The following is an 18,640-nucleotide window of genomic DNA, read 5'->3' on the forward strand; positions in this document are numbered from 1 at the left end:
CCCGACGCGCTGGCCGAAGAGGTGCACATCCGTGCTGCTAAAGGGGACTAGCCTAGTATCGGTCCTTTATTTTGCAAGCGGCCGCCCGGGGAGCCCCCGGGATGTTTGAGTTCACTTTTCGTATGGCCAAGGAGTTCCTAGTTCAGTGGCGCCACCGAGTTCCGATTACACAGCCCGCCATCTTTCCGTCCTCGAGGGACTGGAAGCGGTCCGCAAGCGCCCAGGCATGTACATCGGGTCCACGGATTCGCGTGGACTCATGCACTGCCTCTGGGAAATTATCGACAACTCAGTGGATGAGGCTTTGGCCGGATTCGGCCAGAGCATCACTGTCATCCTGCATCCCGACGGTTCCGTGGAAATCCACGATGACGGCCGCGGGGTTCCCGTTGACGTGGAACCGCGGACCGGCCTGACCGGTGTCGAAGTCGTTTTCACCAAATTGCACGCCGGCGGAAAGTTCGGCGGAGGTTCGTACACAGCATCCGGTGGCCTGCATGGCGTCGGCGCCAGCGTGGTCAACGCCCTCTCCTCCCGTTTGGATGTCCAGGTGGACCGCGGCGGCAAGACGTACCAGATGTCCTTCCGCCGGGGCGAGCCCGGACATTTCGCGGACACGGGCAAACGCCCCAGCCCCGATTCGAAGTTCGAGCCTTTCCTGCAGAGCTCCACTCTTGAAGTGGTGGGCAAAGCCAAGCGGGGTGTCACCGGTACTCGGATCCGCTACTGGGCCGACCGCCAGATATTCACCCCCGATGCCAAGTTCTCCTATGAGGAACTGCAGGCCCGGGTGCGGCAGACGTCCTTCCTGGTTCCAGGGCTTCGGATCACTCTGCGCGACGAACGCCAGTTGCCCGGTACGCCCGGAGAAAACGGGCCGATTGAAGAGGTCTTCCAGCATGACGGCGGGATCGCCGAGTTCGTCGAGTATCTCTCCAACGACAGCGCGGTCACCGATGTTTGGCGCGTCCACGGCTCCGGCAAATTCAAGGAAAACGTGCCGGTGCTGGACGAAAAGGGCCACAGCCGGATGGCGGAGGTTGAACGGGACTGCGAGGTGGACATCGCCCTTCGCTGGGGGATTGGCTATGACACAAGCGTCCGCAGCTTCGTCAACATCATCGCTACACCGAAGGGCGGCACCCACCAGGCCGGTTTCGAACAGGCACTGCTGAAAACCTTCCGCAAGGTCATTGAAGCTAATTCGCGCAAGCTCAAGGCCGGCAATGACAAGATCGAAAAGGATGACGTCTTCGCAGGCCTGACTGCCGTGCTGACCGTGCGGCTGGCCGAACCGCAGTTCGAGGGGCAGACCAAGGAAATCCTCGGTACCTCCGCCGTCCGCAATATCGTCTCGCGCGTGGTGGAAAAGGAAATCCAAGCGAAGCTCACCTCCACGGCCAGGGGAGACAAGGCCCAGTCTGCGCTGCTGCTGGAAAAGGTTGTCAGCGAGATGAAGTCGCGGATTTCCGCGCGCGTGCACAAGGAAACGCAGCGGCGCAAGAACGCCTTGGAAACTTCCTCGATGCCGGCGAAACTGCTGGATTGCCGTACGGATGATGTGGCGCGCTCCGAGCTGTTCATTGTCGAAGGTGACAGCGCACTGGGGACGGCGCGGCTGGCCCGTTCCTCAGACCATCAAGCGCTGCTGCCGATCCGCGGCAAGATCCTTAATGTCCAGAAGGCCTCGGTGGGAGACATGCTTGCCAACGCCGAGTGCGCCGCGTTGATCCAGGTGGTGGGCGCCGGTTCGGGCCGAAGTTTCCAGCTTGACGCCGCCCGTTACGGCAAGGTCATCCTGATGACCGACGCCGATGTCGACGGTGCGCATATCCGTACGCTGCTGCTGACGCTTTTCTTCCGCTACATGCGCCCGCTGGTTGAAGCCGGCCGGGTGTACGCCGCGGTACCACCGTTGCACCGGGTGGAAGTAATCAATCACGGATCAAAAGCCAACGAACTCATCTATACCTACTCGGAGAATGAACTGCTGCGCCTGCTGGCCGAACTGGAGAAGAGCGGCCGGAACTACAAGGAGCCGATCCAGCGGTACAAGGGCCTGGGCGAAATGGACGCCGACCAGTTGGCTGAAACGACCATGGACCCGCGGCACCGGACTCTGCGACGTGTCGGCATCGAGCATGCCGAGGCTGCCGAGCGTGCTTTTGACCTGCTGATGGGGTCGGACGTGGCACCGCGCAAGGAGTTCATTGTTGCCGGTGCAGCCATGCTGGACCGCGAGCGGATCGACGCCTAACGAAGGTCAGGCCTGCAGCGGGGGAGCCGCTTGCAGGCAGTCCGGAGAGGGTGCCAGCGTTCTGCTGCTACCCGGCCAGCCCCGGGGCCAGGAGCAGGACGGTCGGCACGGCCAGCAGCAAGGCCGAGCAGCCCAGCACCAGTGCTTGCGCGGGCTTGCCCAGAGGCGGCGACGGCGACAGTAGCCGGTGCAGCCGGTGGGCGGTGCTCAGGGCCTCAGACTCTTCCGGGGTCAGCAACTCTTTGGCTGGAGGGCCGACGCCGGTTGGCCGTTCGCCGCTAGCCACCACGGCAACGGCACGGATCAAGGTTTCCCTGTTCGCGGTTCTGAGTGCCCCGTCATCGGCGAGCATCTCGATCAGTTCGTTCACGGCACGCTGCGCGAGCTGCGATGTCGGCAGCCAGGGGAGCGCGGAGCGCCAGGCAGCAAAGGCCCACAGCAGCAGGTCGTGGCGCTGGTTCAGATGGGCGCGCTCATGGTTCAGAACCGCCTCGAGCTCTTCGGGCCGGAGCAACTCCAGCAGACCTTCCGAGAGTACTGTAACGGAGCCAGCTCCGCCGGGGAGGCAATACGCCACCGGTGCGGGATGGCTGATCACCAGGGTCTTGGGAGAGTTTTTGACCGGAGAACTGAGCAGGTTCAGCAGGTCACGGTGCTTGTTGCGTTGCTTGCGGATCCGGTAATAGGTCAACAGCAGAGTGAAGACCAGATGTACGCCCAGCAGCAGAGCAGCACTGAGCGCGAACACATGGACCAGGTCCAGGCCGGGTGCCGGCGCGTAACTGGCCAGCAGCCCGGCCAGACCTTGAAGCCCCGCAAGGAGGTTCTCGCCCAGTGGTTCCAGCCCCCATGTCAGCATGGCGCCGATCATGGAGAGCCCGCCTGCCAGCGCGATGGCTTGCCACAGTACCAAGGCCGTGACCGGTGCCCGTGCGGTCCATTTTGCCCGGGCGAGCAAAACCGGCACGGGCCACGCCAAAATGACCGCCATGGCGGCCAAGAGATACGAGGCCCAGAACACTACGGGCTACGCAGTCAGCAGCTTACGCAGGGTTTCGGCTTCCTGTTCGGAAACGCTGCCGATGAATTTGGCGAGCACGGCCTCGCGGTCCGGCGCGGATCCAAGGACCTCGTTCATCAACTCAACAGTGTGTTCCTCACGGCTGGTCACTGCCCGGTAGCGGTGCGGACGGATGTCCCGTTCACGCTGTACCAGGCCCTTCTTTTCCAACCGGGACAAAACAGTGAGCACAGTCGTTACTGCCAGTTCCTTGCCATCCGGGCTTGAATCCGTTTTCCGTGCCAGACGGTCGCGCAGGGCGTTTGCGGTAAAAGCGATCTCCGCTGGATCTTCCGAGTCGGCCTGCCACAGCAGGTCCATAACCGCGCGTTCCAGCTCCCCAAGAGTTGCCATGTATTTCCTTCGTCCTACCAAACTAGCTGCTCGCCCCGGCGGCTCAGGCTGCCGGGATGTGGTCTCACTCTCTAATTTACCGCGTTTGCGGAAATTGTTCTACACTACGTAGAAAGTTGTACTTCTACGGCCTGTAGAAATATTTCCCGCCGACGCCTTAGCCTGTGCCGGCTCGTCCCGAAGGGGTATTTATCGTGGAAGCCCTGGAAATCGCCCGCTGGCAATTCGGCATCACCACCGTCTACCACTTCCTGATGGTGCCGTTGACTATCGGCCTCGGCCTGGTCGTCGCGGTCATGCAGACGGCCTGGTACCGGACCGGCAAGGACCAGTACCTGCGGATGACCAAGTTCTGGGGCAAACTTTTCCTGATCAACTTTATTATGGGCGTGGCCACCGGCCTGGTGCAGGAATTCCAGTTCGGCATGGCGTGGAGCGAGTACAGCCGCTTCGTCGGAGATGTCTTCGGTGCGCCGCTGGCGCTGGAATCGCTGCTGGCCTTCTTCGTCGAGTCGATCTTCCTGGGCCTGTGGATCTTTGGCTGGGGCCGGCTGCCTAAAGCCATCCACCTGCTGAGCATCTGGGCTGCATCGCTTGCCACCATGGGCTCGGCCTACTTCATACTCGCTGCCAACTCCTGGATGCAGCACCCAGTCGGCGTCGAAATGATCGATGGACGTCCAGTGATGGTCGATATTTGGGCCGTCCTGACCAACAACACGCTGCTGGTGGCCTACCCGCACACCCTTTTCGGAGCGTTCTCCGTGGCGGGCGGCTTCTTGCTCGGCATCAGCTGGTACCACCTGTGGAAGCGCCGCCGTGACGGGATCGATACCGTTGGCGCCGACGGCAAGGTCATCGTCGGTTCAAGGCCTGCCATCGGCCGCGACGCCGCGGACCATAAAGTCTGGTTGCGCTCCCTGCGGATCGGCGCCGTCGTCGCTATGGTCTCGTTCGGCGGGGTTGCCCTGACCGGCGACCTGCAGTCTAAGCTCATGTTCGAGCAGCAGCCAATGAAGATGGCTGCTGCCGAGGCGGCGTGCCACGACGGGACGGGTTTCTCGATCCTCTCCGTGGGCGACCTGGGCTCCAACAGCTGCGATGACCTGGTTGCAGTCGTCGAACTGCCGGGGCTGCTGTCCTTCCTGGCCAACGGTGATTTCACTACCGAAATCCGCGGGATCAATTCCCTGCTGCCCGAGTACAAGGAGAAATTCGGCACACATTTGCCGGACAACCCGATCTACGGCGAGCGCGCCGGAGCCGAAATCGACTATGTCCCGGTCATGGAGGTCACCTACTGGGGTTTCCGGATGATGATTACCTTCGGCATGCTGGCCGCTGGCGCCGCCCTGGTTGCGCTGTGGATTGTCCGCCGTGGCACCGTGCCGGAATCCAAGTGGCTGATGCGGCTGGCTGTGTTCGGGATCCTGGCCCCGTTCGGCGCCAACTCGGCTGGCTGGATCTTCACGGAAATGGGTCGCCAGCCGTTCGTCGTCGCGCCCAATCCTGATCCGGACGGCATCGACAACGTCTTCATGTTCACGGCCGCCGCGGTCTCGCCGGGCGTCTCGCTGGCCGAGCTCGTTTTCTCGCTTACGGCTTTCGCCCTGGTGTACGGCGTGCTGCTGGTGGTGGAAGTGAAGCTGCTCTTCGCCTACTGCCGCGGCGGGGTGCCGTCCGCCATGCCCGAGCTGCTGCACGAGGACAAAGATGACGACGGCGGCGAAGGCAGCGGCAAGCGCAAGGACGACGACGATGTGCTCGCCTTTGCTTACTGAGGACAACCGCCCGGCCGTATCCGATCCGGAAAGTCTGGAGATCTGAATGGAAACCCTGCCTACTCTTTGGTTCATCATCATCGCCTTCTTCTGGACCGGTTACCTGTTCTTGGAGGGTTTTGATCTGGGCGTCGGCATGCTTATGCGCGGCTTCGCCCGTAACAACACCGAGCGCCGGGTGCTGCTGAACACCGTGGGACCGGTCTGGGACGGCAACGAGGTCTGGCTGGTCACCGCCGGTGCCGCCACCTTCGCGGCCTTCCCGCACTGGTACGCCTCACTGTTCTCGGCCCTGTACCTGCCGCTGGTTTTCGTGCTGCTCGCCTTGATCTTCCGCGCGGTTGCCTTCGAGTACCGCGGCAAGATGGACTCCGACCGCTGGCGCAGCGTCTGGGACTGGGCCATAGTCCTGGGCTCCGTCGTGGCCGCCTTCGGCGTCGGAGCCATGCTGGCACTGACCACCACAGGGCTGCCGCTGAACGAGAACGGGGACCGGGTGGGTGGACCCTTTGCCTGGTTCAACGGCTATGCGGTCCTCGGCGGTCTGGCCGTCGTCTTTTTCTGCATCGTGCACGCGGCAGCGTTCCTGGCGCTCAAGACCGACGGCGACATCCGGGTCCGCGCCCGCAAACTGTTGCTTCGCTGGCTGCCCGTGGCCCTGCTGCCGCTGGCGTTGTGGGCCGTCGCCGTGGTGGCGGCCGGCGGCAAATCCGTGACCTATGTGACCTTGCTGCTGGCCGTCCTCGGTGCCGTGTTCGCGTGGATGATGGCCCGGCGGGAACGGGACGGCTGGAGTTTCGGGGGCCTGGGCATCTTCCTGCTGGCGGGCACCGCAACCATTTTCACTGCGGCGTTCCCGAACGTGCTGCCGTCCACCATCGACACCGCCTACAACCTGACTGTCACCTCTGCGTCCTCGTCGGATTACACGTTGGGCGTGATGAGCGTTATTGCCGCCTTCGGGATTCCCGCAGTACTGGTGTACCAGGGCTACACCTACTGGGTCTTCCGGAGACGAGTCAGTGCCTCCTCGATCCCGGCCGCCCACGCCGTCGTCCCGCAGTGAAGCCGCTGCTTCCGGTCAGCGCCACGAGCAGGCGGGCGCTCTATCTGCTGGGCCTGCTGGCCGGATGCAAGGCGCTCGGTCTCATTTTGCTGGCCGAGGCCGTTGCCGCCGGTATTGCCGGATTGGCGGCCGGTAGCCTCGCCTGGCAGCACGTTATGGTGCTGGGAGCGGCCGGCACCGTGCTGCGCGCGCTGGCTGTCTGGGCTCAGGAAACTGTGGCCCAACGCGCCGCTGCCGGCGTCAAGCAGGAGTTGCGCGCGGACCTGACCCGGCGGATAATCGACGACGGCGGGGCCAGCGCCGTCGCCGGGAGCGGCGCCCTGACCGTCCTGGTGACGCGCGGCCTGGATTCGCTGGATAACTACTACAGCAAGTACCTTCCCGCCCTGGTGACCTGCGCCGTCGTGCCTCTGCTGGTTGGCCTGCGCATTCTTGGTGCGGACTGGGTCAGCGCGCTGGTAGTGGTGCTGACTATCCCGCTGGTGACGGTCTTCATGATTCTGATCGGCCAGCACACCGAGGACAAGGCCCAGGAAGCCGCCGCGGCGCTGGACCGGCTCTCGGACCACCTGCTGGAACTGGCCCGCGGGCTGCCGGTACTCGTGGGGCTCGGCCGTGCCGCTGCCCAGACGCGCGCGCTGAGCGACGTTGCCGCCGAATACCGCGGCCGCACCCTGGCCACCCTGCGCGTCGCCTTCCTGTCTTCGCTGGCCCTGGAACTGATTGCCACGATCTCGGTGGCCGTGGTCGCCGTGTTCATCGGCGTGCGGCTGGTGCACGGCGAGATGCCGCTCGAAGCCGGTTTGCTCGCGCTGATTCTGGCTCCCGACTGCTACCAGCCGCTTCGAGATCTGGGCAGCGCGCACCATTCCAGCGAGGACGGACTCGAAGCGCTCAAACGCAGCAACGCGGTGCTCGACTCGCCTGCGAGCCGGCCGCTGGTTTCCGCCGATGCACAAAAGGGGGCCATTGCGGTGTCAAACTTGAGCATCCGCTACCCGGGGCGTGCGAAGGCGGTGGTCGATGGGCTGGACTTCACCGTGCCTGCCGGCGGAATTGCGGCGTTGGCCGGCCCCAGCGGCTGCGGCAAAACCTCTGTCCTGGAAGTCCTCGCCGGTGTGCGGCGGGACGGGGCGGGCGCCGCGGTCGCCGGCTCCGTGGCAGGAGTCGGCAGGAACCAGATTGCCTGGATTCCGCAGCATCCGGTGCCGGCGGAGCTGACGGTAGCGGACGAGATCGCACTGTATGCCGGCCTGCCGGCGTCTTCGGCGGGGCGACGGGCTGCTGAGCGTGCGCTGTCAGAGGTCAACGGGACCGCTCTGATCGACGCGGCCACCGGCGACCTCAGCCCGGGCGAACTGCGGCGGGTCGCCGTGGCCCGCGCCCTGGCACGGGTAGAAAACGTACCTGGAGTTCGGATGCTGCTGGCAGACGAACCGACCGCCCATGTCGACGCGGCCAGTGCCCGTGCCATCGAAGACGCCCTGAAGCGGCTGCGCGGACGCATCACCGTAGTCCTGGTGGCACACGATCCTGCAACCGCAAGACTTGCGGACCAGTTGATCGAGATCGGTACCGGCACGAGTCCGGTGAGCGGAGTAACGCATCCGACCCCGGCATCCGGACCGGAAACCGAAGCGGCTGTCGCTGTCCGTGACGCCGTCGATGAGGGCCAGCCTGCCCAGCGGCCGTCCCTGTGGCGGAACCTCGCCATGCTCCGGCCCTGGAGCAGGCAGTTTGTGGCCGCCCTGTTCTTCGGACTCGGCGCTACGCTGTTCGCGGTCTCGCTCAGCGGCCTGTCCGGCTGGCTCATCGTCTACGCCAGTGAGCAGCCGCCGATCCTGTACCTGATGACCTCCATTGTCGGGGTGCGGTTCTTCGGTCTGGGCCGTTCCGTGCTGCGCTATCACGAGCGTCTGCGCCTGCATGATGCCGTCTTCGAAAGTACGGACCGGCTGCGGACGCGCTTGTGGAACGGGCTGCTGCAGCGTCCGGCGGGCTGGCGGAAACTTGCCCGGGGCGGGGGAGCCCTGGAACGGCTGATCGGCGACGTCGATGAACTGCGCGACATCGCCCCGCGCGCAGTGTTCGCGCCGTTGGTGGGAGTCTTGACCGCCCTGGCCTCGTGCGTGGCTACCGCACTGCTGATGCCGTCAGGCCTGGTGTGGCAGATTCTGCTCGCCATCGTCGGGATCCTGGTGGCGCCCGCCCTGACCCGCCTGGCCGACCGTTCGGCGCAAGCCGCGACGGTGGGCTTGAAAGGGCAGTCGCTGAACGCTTTTGCACGGCTGCTGGGCGCCGCCGCGGATCTGCGGGCCAATGGCGCGGATGCCCCGCTGTTGAAACGGACCCAGAACCTGGATTCCAGAACGACGGCGGCGCTGCAGCATAGTGCGTGGGCGCAGGGATTCGGCCACGGCGTGACCGTCCTGGCCTGTTCGGTCAGCGCCGTGGTGATGATCACCCAGTCTGCTGGAACAGTGCCCGGAGCTGCCGCCGTCGTGATTTTGATGCAGTTGGCGCTGGTCGAGCCCTACGCCGCAGTCAATACCGCAGTGCAGCAATGGGGCGCCTGGCGCGGGCTGGGGGAGCGCGTGCTGCCGGAACTGGGAACCGAGGACATCCCCTCCAGCAGCACCGAGGATTCCCGGGCGCGCGGGGAGTTCTCCTCGCTACGCCTTGAGCAGGTCGCTTACGCCTATCCCGGACAGCCCCGTCCCGTATTCAGCGGACTGGACCTGGAGCTGCGGCCGGGGCAGTGGCTGGCGGTGACTGGCCGGTCTGGCAGCGGGAAGTCGACCCTGCTGGGCGTGCTGCTCGGGTTCCTTGAGCCGCAGCAGGGCCGGTATCTGGTGAACGGCCAGCCGGTGGACTCCGCTACACCGGGCGCCGGCAGAGGCATTGCCTGGACGCCGCAGGAGTCGCACCTGTTCAACTCGACTTTGCGCGCCAACCTGATGCTGGCGCGGAGTAAAGCCGATCCTCCATCGGAGGCCGAGCTGCTCAAGGCGATTGACGACGTCGGCCTTGGCAGTTTCGTGGCAGGTCTGCCGGACGGACTTGATACCCGTATTGGGCCGAACGGACATTTCCTCTCCGGTGGCCAGCGCCAGCGTGTCGCGGTGGCCCGTGCGCTGCTGACCCACGCGGAGGTGCTCCTGCTGGACGAGCCGACGGCACATCTGGACCGCGAAGCTGCGGAGGCGCTGCTGGCCGACCTCCGCCGGGCGCTTGCAGGCAAGGCGGTAGTCATGGTCACGCACCGGCCCTCCGAGGCGAAGTCCTGCGAGCTGCGGCTGGAACTGGGTTCCCCCGCGCCGCTGCCTGCCTTAGCCTAAAGGCATGAACAGCCCGGCGCTTCCTGATTACCTCGACGTCCGTCTGGACTGGCGGCCCATGACAACCCCGGACATCGACAACTGGCATGCCCTGATCCGGCGCATGGCCGAAGTAGATAAACCGGTATGGGTCGAAACGCGCGCGGACCTTGAAGAGGCTTTTGAATCCGCTGCGAATGACCCGGCCGCGACCACCCTGATGGGGACCGACGCCGACGGGACTGCCCGCGCTGTCGGCAACGTCAGGGCAAACGCCGGCTCGGCCACGGCATACGCGTGGGGCGGCGTAGATCCGCGGTGGCGCCGACGCGGGATCGGGCGGGCGGTCTACCGCTGGCAGGAAGAATGCCAGCGCCAACGGTTCCTGGACGCCGGTATCAGCGGCGGTGTCCTGCGCACGTATACAGAGGAACGGGATTTGGCGCACAATGCGCTGATGGGGGCCGTTGGCGCGAAGGTTGTCCGCTATTTCACGGAGATGACCCGCTCGCTTGCCGATCCGATACCGGATCTGCCGCTGCCGGACGGCTATGTCTTCGCCACTCTCGATCCGGACCAGAGCGAAGCGGTACGATCCGCCCATAATGAGGCCTTTGCCGACCACTGGGGCAGCGAGCCAAAGGACGAGCAGAAATGGAAGTTTGTGGTGAGCCACCCGCAGCTCAAGCCTGAATGGAGCATGTCCATCATCGAGACTGCTACCGGCGAAACAGTCGCGTACCAGTTGGCCAGTTTTGATCCGGACTACCGCCTGCAGGCCGGGCATGACGAAGGATTCACCGACCTGCTCGGCGTCCGGCGGGCCTGGCGCGGCCGGAAAATCGCGCCGGCTCTGCTGGCTGAGGCCATGCGCCGTTTCAAAGCCGGCGGCATGGAGAACGCCGGGTTGGGCGTAGACACCGAAAATCCGAGCGGCGCCCTGGGTCTTTACAGCCGGATGGGTTACGTGCCGACCAAGAGGGACCTGGCCTACGACAAGCAGCTCACCTGACCCGATATGGGCTGGCTAGGTGTGAGTTGCCTTGGTAGGAATTGCCTGATGGAAGCGTCGGCCCGGAGTCAGCCGTTGACGTCGTGCAGGTGATGGAGCACATCGTGCAGAAAATACGCGCCAAGACTGGTTACGGTGAAGATCGAGCCGTTACTGCGCACGCCCTGGCGTTCCCACTGATCGACTACGACGGCGTCGAAGGCAGCCGAAACGGACAGCGCGGCGTCTTCAAGCTCTTGTGACACCTCGCTCGGATCCTGCATGCCGTAGCCGTCCTCAACGGCCGCGGCATCCTGGTCCCAGTCAGCGAAGCTTGGATTGTTGCGCGACAGCATCAAGGCCAAGCGATTTTCGAAGACCCTGCAGACATCGCGGACATGGGCGCCGTACTCCAAGCCGGACCATACCGACTCGTTTCCCCGCTCAGCGACTTGCGGACGGGCGAGGACGGATTGCCAACGAGGGATGGTTTCCCGGACAGCAGGACCTACCTGATCCGGTGTAACGCCCGTGGGGTCAAAACCACAGTCCCGGCATGCCCGCTCGGTAACCCAGGTCCAGTCTTTTGTGTCAGGAATGATCGCCATGCGGCCAGTCTATCCAGCAGGACTATCGTGGCGGAGGCCCGTGGGGACGAGCCGGCGACGACGGGCATGACTCCTGCTTCGCGCTGGAATCGGGCGAGCTTTTCCTCTTATCCAGCACCACCTTTCTGGTTAGTCCACCGCCGGACTAAACGCTTGTGCCCTCCATCACGTCCACGGTAGAATCGAATGTATGTTCGAGTCAATCGTTCCAGCAGAGATGGACCCGGTGAAGCCGGTTCCCGGCGATCCGGGTGCTGTGCTGGTCCGCGGCTGGGCCGCCGAACTTGCAGGTCTGGACCAGCATGTTTCGGAGGGGGTGCGGATCGACCGGATCACCGCGCTGGAGGAACTCAAGGGCGCCCTCGCTGCTGCGCAGGCGCGGGAGACCGAAGCGTTTGTTGCCTCCCGCCGGGAGGCCCGGGCCGCGGCCGGGGTCCCGGCGGAGAGGCGGGGCCGGGGCCTGGCGAAGGAGATCGGGTTGGCTAGGAAGGACTCCCCGAACCGGGGCGGGAAGCACCTGGGCTTGGCGACCACGCTGATCAGGGAAATGCCGCACACCTATAGGGCGCTGGCAGAAGGCCGGCTGAACGAGTGGCGGGCGACCATCCTGGTCCGCGAAACCGCCTGCCTGAGCGTGGAAGACCGCGCCCGCATCGATAAGGAACTGTGTGCGGATCCGAAGACGCTGCACGGGTGCGGGGATAAACGGATCGGGGCGCTGGCGAAGCAGGCCGCGCTGCGGCTGGATCCCCTGTCGGTGGTCCGGAGGGCGGCGAAAGCCGAAACCGAACGCCATGTCTCCTGCCGTCCGGCGCCGGACACCATGGCCCAGGTGTCCTGCCTGCTGCCGGCGGGGCAGGGCGTGGCCGTCCTCGCCGCCCTGGCGAAGGAAGCCGACCGGTTGAAGGCGCAGGGCGATGAACGCTCCCGGGGACAGCTCATGGCCGACATCTTCGTGGAACGCGTCACCGGCCAGCCCGCGGAGAGCCCCGCGAAAATCGAAGTGCAGCTGGTCATGACCGACCGCACCCTGTTCCAGGGCGACTCCGAACCGGCCCACCTGAGCGGGTACGGCATCGTCCCCGCCCAATGGGCCCGGAACCTGCTCCGCACCGGCGACACCGACACCGAGAACGAGGGAACGGGCGGCAACGCGGACGGGACCGGCATCGACGGCGGCCCCACTAACGGCAACGCAAGGAAGCTCAAAGCGACAGACGAACCAGTACCGGCCAACGGTGCCGGTGCAGGAACCGGAGACACCGGAAAGGCAGGAGACAGCGACGCCGGCAAGACAGGAGAAGTCGGCACGGCGACCGGGCCCCCTGGCTTCAAACGAAACGCCCCCGGCGATTCGGAAGAGGTGGAAGTGTGGGTACGCCGGCTTTACACCGCGCCGGGTACCGGGCAGTTGCTCGGGATGGATTCGCGTGCGCGGCTGATGCCCGCCGGGATGCAGCGGGTCATCCAGGCACGGGACCAGCTCTGCCGCACCCCGTGGTGCGACGCACCCATCCGCCACCACGACCACGTCGTGCCCTGGCGCGACGCCGGAGAGACCAGCGAGATCAACGGGCAAGGCCTGTGCGAAGCGTGCAACCTCGCGAAAGAAGCCGACGGCTGGCACGCCCGAACAATCCCCGGACCACGGCACACCGTGGAAACCACCACCCCGACCGGACACACCTACCAATCCACCGCACCAGCACTGCCCGGCACACCACCGGCAACAGAACAACCGGACGAGATACCGGAGCCGGCCCTCAATCCACACTTGAGGGCGCTGTCGCCCGAAGAAGAATGCGTGCCTGTGCCCCAGGAAGCGCCGCCCCTCGAGGCCGTGGAAGAGCCGGCCGCAGAGGGACTGCTCCAACCCCCGGTACATCGAGCTATTACCGGTCCCGTTGATTTCATTTACTACCGCGCGGCGTGACCGACAAAGGGTCGCTTGTCCCGTTAGGACAGGCTCGGGCCAACAGCTTCGACCGTCTGTGACAACGGAATGCCGGAGCCGTCCCGGCGTCCATGTTCCGTGGGGAGGGAACGAGTCACACCGCTGGCCGCGGAGGCCTTAGCCGGACCGTGGCCTGCCCAGCCCAAGCTGAGCTGGTCTTCGCCCTTGAGGAAGCGATGCGCCCTCACTCCGGCCGTGGCCCTGCCCTTGGCCGGGAACTCCTCGAGTGCGGTGACCTTCACAGATCCCGGAGATGTCCCGGGCAAGGCTTGCGCCGTCGTAGCAATAGTGACGACGACGGCGGCGTCATCGTTAGGATCCACGGCACCGAAGAACACTACCTCGTCGTCTTCAGTAAGTTTGATGCCAGCCATGCCGCCAGCCGTGCGACCCTGAGGTCGGACTGTGGCGGCCGGGAAGCGCAAGAACCGTGCCTGCCTGGTCATGAAGACCAAGTCATCGCCTTCGGCAGCTGCTGTTACGCCCAAGATATAGTCCTTGGGCTTGAGCGAAATGATGTCCCAATCCTCACGGTTGAGTGGATAGTCCGGGCTGACCCGTTTGACTATGCCCCGAGCCGTGCCAATGGCGAGAACAGCATTCAGCGGCGCTAAGGCCACCAAGGTTTCCCCCTTGGCCAGCGTGATGAATTCGCGGGCAGGGACACCGCCGGTCAAATTCGGAATTCCCGCGGATGGAGCGAGGGCCGGCATATCCACTACCTGCAGCCGGAGCATACGTCCCAAGGACGTGACGGCGGCAATCTCGGCCCGCGCCGAGGTTTTGACCACTGACGTGAACACATCGTGCTTGACACGTTGGCCGCCGTCGAGCAATTCATCCTGGTTAGCAGTTCGTGCTAATTGTCCCGAGGCTGAGAGGATCGCCCAGCAGGGATCGTCGGCGATTTCCAGCTGGACGGGTACTTTGGTTCCTTTTTTGCCTGCAGGTGCCACGGTGGCACTGGTAAGAGCGCCCGTGGCTTCCGATTCAAGCAGGATTGTTCGGCGGGGAGTGGCGTGTTTCGCCGCGACTTCGCCGAGTTCATCCGAAACCAGCTGGCGCAGTTTGGACTCGGAGTTCAGTATTTCTTCCAGCGCCTCAATCTCCTGGCGCAGCTGCTCTTGCTCCTTCTCCAGCTCAATCCGGGAGAACTTGGTCAGCTGCCGCAGCCTCAGTTCGAGGATGTGGTTGGCCTGGATTTCCGTGAGGTCGAAGACCGCGATGAGGCGCTGCCGTGCTTCGGCAGTTTCTTCCGAGGCACGGATGATCTGGATGACTTCGTCGATATCGACGATTGCAATGAGGAGGCCCTCAACCAGATGCAGGCGGTCCTTCTTCTTGCCTAACCGGAAGGCGGTGCGCCTGCGGACCACATCGATGCGGTGATCCACGTACACCTGCAGCAACTCGAGGAGCCCCAGTGTCCGGGGCTGGCCCTCTACCAGCGTGACGTTGTTGATGCCGAAGGAATCTTCCATCGGCGAATAGCGGTACAGCTGCTGCAGGACGGCGTTCGGGTTGAAGCCGTTCTTGAGTTCAATGACCAAGCGCAGGCCATGGTTGCGGTCGGTGAGGTCAACGATGTCGCTGATGCCTTGAAGTTTCTTGGACGTCACCGCGTCTTTGATCTTTTCGATGACCTTCTCCGGACCAACCATGTAGGGCAGTTCGGTCACGACGAGGCCGGTCCGTCGGGCGGTGAGTTGTTCGACCTGGACGGTGGCCCGGGTCTTGAAGGAGCCCCGGCCCGTGGCGTAGGCGTCACGGATACCGTCGAGGCCGACGATCTTGCCGCCTGTGGGGAGATCGGGTCCCGGCACGAAGCGCATGATGTCGTCTAGCTGCGCGTCCGGATTCTGGATCAGGTGCTGTGCTGCGCCAATAACCTCGCCGAGGTTGTGCGGGGCCATGTTGGTGGCCATACCGACGGCGATGCCGGAGGAGCCGTTGACCAACAGATTGGGAAATGCCGCCGGGAGGACTTCCGGCTGCATGATCTGGTTGTCGTAGTTGGGCACGAAGTCGACGACATCTTCGTCAAGATGGTCCGTCAGCGACAGCGCCGAAGCGGCGAGCCTGGCCTCGGTATACCGGGGTGCCGCAGGTCCGTCGTCGAGCGATCCGAAGTTGCCGTGGCCGTCGATCAGCGGCATACGTAGCGCAAACGCCTGGGCCATGCGCACCATTGCGTCGTAGATGGCTGTGTCGCCGTGAGGGTGCAGCTTACCCATGACTTCACCGACCACACGTGCCGACTTAACGTGCCCGCGGTCCGGGCGAAGGCCCATCTCGCTCATCATGTACAGAATGCGCCGCTGCACTGGTTTCAGGCCGTCGCGGGCGTCAGGCAACGCCCGTGAATAAATCACCGAATAGGCGTACTCCAGGAACGAGCCTTCCATCTCGGCCGTGACATCTATGTCAACGATGTTCTCGGTGTAGTCCGGTTCGTCCTGAACGGTCTTCTGTCGACGGGCCATGTGAAAAGCTCGGGTCCTTACTGCTTATTAACGGTTACAGTGAGTCTATGGTGGAAGAGGCGCAAACCCCGGACTATCCAGAATACTGGGAAGCTGATGTCGTCCTTCGAGACGGCGGTACAGCGCATTTACGCCCCATCGTCCCGGAGGATGCAGACGCTCTTCAGGCCTTCCACGTGGGTCAGTCGGAGAGCTCGATTTACCTGCGTTTCTTCACTTACAAATCCAAGCTCAGTTCACGTGAGCTGGCGCGATTCACCAACGTGGACTATAGCAACCGCGTGGCCTTTGTCATCACCATTGCCAGCGAAATAATCGGAATCGGCCGGTACGACCGGCTGGATGATCCGGCGGAAGCCGAGGTTGCTTTCAACATAGCTGATACCCATCAGAGTCGTGGTCTTGGATCTATCCTGCTGGAGCACCTGGCCGCCGCCGCCCGGGAAAACGGAATCCGCAAGTTCTCGGCCGAAGTGCTGCCCGAGAACCGCAAGATGATCACCGTTTTTAACGACGCCGGATACGAGGTCCGGCGTCGTTTTGACGACGGGGTGGTGATGCTTGAGTTCGACATCGACCCCACAGAGCGCTCCAGAGCTGTGATGGAATCGCGCGAACACCGTGCAGAGGCGCGAAGTGTCGCCGCGCTGCTGGCGCCGTCGTCAATCGCAGTTATCGGGGCCAGCCGCGAGTGGGGCAGTGTGGGTTATTCGCTGCTGGAACACATCGTGGAGGGCGGTTTCCAAGGGACCGTTTATGCCATTAACCCCCAGGCCTTCGAGCTCGGTGGTCTGGTTTCATACGCCACAATCGCCGAGGTGCCCCACGAGGTGCAGTTGGCCATCATCGCCGTTCCCTATGAGCAGGTTCTCAAAGTAGTGCAGGAATGCGCTGATGCCGGCGTGAAGGGTCTCATCGTTGCCACCGGCGGATTTGCCGATGACCGCGTTGAGGGCCTGTCCCGCCAGCGGGAGTTGGTCCGCAACGCCCGCGCCAACGGCATGCGGGTGATCGGACCGGCATCGTTGGGCGTCATCAACACGGATCCTAAAGTGTCGCTCAACGCGTCGATAGCGCCGAAACTGCCGAAGCTCGGGCCGTTGGGACTTTTCAGCCAGTCCGCCGCGATCGGCGTGATGCTTTATGCCGCAGCTGCAAGGCGCGGGCTGGGACTATCTTCCACGCTTTCGGCCGGAAACCGGGCAGACGTTTCCGGCAACGACGTCATGCAGTTCTGGGAAGATGATCCGGCTACCAGCGCCGTCGGCTTGTACCTGGAGTCCTTCGGCAACCCCAGAAAGTTCTCGCGCATCGCCCGGAGGCTCTCCCGGAGCAAACCGGTCATTGTGGCAAAATCAGACCTCATGGGCCTGCAGCTGCCGCCCGGACACCATGTGCGGACGACGCAGGCTCCACAGGGCGCCCTGGACGCGATGCTGCGCCAGTCCGGAGTCATCCGGGTCGGAACCAATGAAGAACTGATGGACATTGCCCAGATCCTCGTGAGCCAGGCGCAGCCACAAGGGCCCGGACTGGCGGTTTTCAGCAATTCGCTGGCACTGGGCAAGGTTGTGGCGGACGCGGCCGCTACCCACGAACTGAAGGTCGCCCGCCTGGAAACGGGCCTGGACCTGAACACCGGCCAGTCTGTTGCCCTGGACCTGCTGCGAAGGAAGCTGATGGAGGCACTGCGCTCACCCGATGTGCATTCCGCCGTCGTCACTCTCCTGCCCGCGGTCGGACTGGGTACCGATGATGTAGCAAGAGTCCTGCAGGAGTGCTCGGCGGACGCAGGCAAACCGGTGGTAGCGGCCTTTACCGGGATTCTTGACCCGGCGGTGCGGGTTGAAGGCCTGCTCGCCGCCGATTCTGCGGGGCAAGCCGGTGCGCGTCAGCCTGCCGTCCCCAGCTACTCAAGTCCCGGTGCCGCAATCGCTGCGCTGTCGGCGGTAGTCCGTTACACCGAATGGCTGGCCAGGGACCAAGGCGAAGTTGTCGCGCCGACCGGGTTGCGCCGTGACGAGGCTGTCGCGCTGATTGACGGCCTCATCGAAGGCGTCTCCGGGGCGCGGCTAGTCACCACGACGGCGGAGCAAGCCGGCGAGCTGCTCGCGTGCTACGGGATATCGGTGCTGCCGTCGGCGGGTTTCACTACGACGGACGAAGCGGTAGCGGCTGCCGACTCTTTGGGCTGGCCGGTGGCGCTGAAAGCCACTGATGAGCGGCTGCGCCAGCGGCTGGATCTGGGTGGCGTGCGGCTCAATATCGTGAATGCTGAGTCGCTTCGGCACAACATCGAACACATGCGCCAGACCCTCAAGCCGTTTGGTGACATCGGATTGGAGATCCAGGCAATGGCGCCGTCCGGCCAGTCCTGCACGGTGCGGGCGATCGAAGATCCGCTGCTGGGGCCGGTCGTGTCCTTCGGGCTGGCGGGCGACGCGGTGAACCTGCTGGGGGACTGGTCCCACCGGATCCCGCCCCTGACCTCGGTGGACGTGGCCGACCTGGTACGCGGCCCACGGGCGGCAACAAAGCTGTTTGGATACCAAGGCCTGCCGGCGGTGGACGTCGCCTCGCTCGAAGACCTCATCAACCGTGTGGCCCTGATGAAGGACGACCATCCGGAAATCGCTTTGCTCGAATTCAACCCCGTTCTAGTGTCGCCGCAGGGTCTGACGGTGCTCAGCGCGGACTTGCGGTTGGCCAACCACGCCCAGCGCACGGACAGTGCGCGCCGCGCGATGCGGGACTGAGACGGCGCGCAGT

The 18,640-nt window shown here is 64.2% G+C and carries 11 protein-coding genes; 7 read left to right on the forward strand and 4 right to left on the reverse strand.

From position 1 onward, the window contains the following. The first annotated feature begins 145 nt into the window (after positions 1 to 145). Complete coding sequence (locus tag AC5RWO_RS12980) at positions 146 to 2,257, forward strand: DNA gyrase/topoisomerase IV subunit B (RefSeq protein ID WP_498731808.1); 2,112 nt, start codon at positions 146 to 148, stop codon at positions 2,255 to 2,257. A 67-nt stretch (positions 2,258 to 2,324) separates the two neighbouring features. On the opposite strand, the gene AC5RWO_RS12985 is transcribed toward AC5RWO_RS12980, so the two are convergent. Next, a complete protein-coding gene (locus AC5RWO_RS12985) occupies positions 2,325 to 3,278 on the reverse strand; it encodes a M56 family metallopeptidase (RefSeq protein ID WP_498731809.1) in 954 nt (317 codons plus the stop codon). Positions 3,279 to 3,284: 6 nt separating this feature from the next. Further along, positions 3,285 to 3,671, reverse strand: a complete 387-nt coding sequence (locus tag AC5RWO_RS12990; RefSeq protein WP_074702571.1) for a BlaI/MecI/CopY family transcriptional regulator — start codon at positions 3,669 to 3,671, stop codon at positions 3,285 to 3,287. A 194-nt stretch (positions 3,672 to 3,865) separates the two neighbouring features. Between AC5RWO_RS12990 and AC5RWO_RS12995 the strand changes: the two genes are divergently transcribed. The 4 genes from AC5RWO_RS12995 to AC5RWO_RS13010 are packed head-to-tail and all read left to right on the forward strand — an operon-like array spanning position 3,866 to position 10,847. Further along, positions 3,866 to 5,452 (forward strand): cytochrome ubiquinol oxidase subunit I, encoded by a 1,587-nt coding sequence (locus tag AC5RWO_RS12995; RefSeq protein WP_498731811.1) that lies wholly within the window; start codon positions 3,866 to 3,868, stop codon positions 5,450 to 5,452. 46 nt (positions 5,453 to 5,498) lie between these two features. After that, positions 5,499 to 6,518, forward strand: coding sequence for a cytochrome d ubiquinol oxidase subunit II (cydB, locus tag AC5RWO_RS13000; protein WP_498731812.1), 1,020 nt, complete (start codon positions 5,499 to 5,501; stop codon positions 6,516 to 6,518). Then, positions 6,515 to 9,856 (forward strand): thiol reductant ABC exporter subunit CydD, encoded by a 3,342-nt coding sequence (cydD, locus tag AC5RWO_RS13005; RefSeq protein ID WP_498731813.1) that lies wholly within the window; start codon positions 6,515 to 6,517, stop codon positions 9,854 to 9,856. The genes cydB and cydD overlap by 4 nt, the downstream gene beginning before the upstream one ends. Positions 9,857 to 9,914: 58 nt before the next feature. Next, on the forward strand, positions 9,915 to 10,847 hold the full coding sequence (locus AC5RWO_RS13010; protein ID WP_498731814.1) for a GNAT family N-acetyltransferase: 933 nt from the start codon (positions 9,915 to 9,917) through the stop codon (positions 10,845 to 10,847). 68 nt (positions 10,848 to 10,915) lie between these two features. Here AC5RWO_RS13010 and AC5RWO_RS13015 read toward each other — a convergent pair whose 3' ends face one another. Then, positions 10,916 to 11,434 carry a DinB family protein gene (locus tag AC5RWO_RS13015; RefSeq protein WP_498731816.1) on the reverse strand — a complete coding sequence of 173 codons (519 nt, stop codon included), beginning with the start codon at positions 11,432 to 11,434 and terminating at the stop codon, positions 10,916 to 10,918. Between the two features lie 190 nt (positions 11,435 to 11,624). Between AC5RWO_RS13015 and AC5RWO_RS13020 the strand changes: the two genes are divergently transcribed. Next, positions 11,625 to 13,367 carry an HNH endonuclease gene (locus tag AC5RWO_RS13020; RefSeq protein ID WP_498731817.1) on the forward strand — a complete coding sequence of 581 codons (1,743 nt, stop codon included), beginning with the start codon at positions 11,625 to 11,627 and terminating at the stop codon, positions 13,365 to 13,367. Positions 13,368 to 13,390: 23 nt separating this feature from the next. Here AC5RWO_RS13020 and AC5RWO_RS13025 read toward each other — a convergent pair whose 3' ends face one another. Beyond that, positions 13,391 to 15,871, reverse strand: a complete 2,481-nt coding sequence (locus AC5RWO_RS13025; RefSeq protein WP_498731818.1) for a DNA gyrase/topoisomerase IV subunit A — start codon at positions 15,869 to 15,871, stop codon at positions 13,391 to 13,393. Positions 15,872 to 15,918: 47 nt separating this feature from the next. Between AC5RWO_RS13025 and AC5RWO_RS13030 the strand changes: the two genes are divergently transcribed. Beyond that, positions 15,919 to 18,627 (forward strand): bifunctional acetate--CoA ligase family protein/GNAT family N-acetyltransferase, encoded by a 2,709-nt coding sequence (locus AC5RWO_RS13030; RefSeq protein ID WP_498731819.1) that lies wholly within the window; start codon positions 15,919 to 15,921, stop codon positions 18,625 to 18,627. The last annotated feature ends 13 nt before the right edge of the window (positions 18,628 to 18,640 follow it).

Source organism: Arthrobacter sp. B055-34, assembly GCF_059090425.1.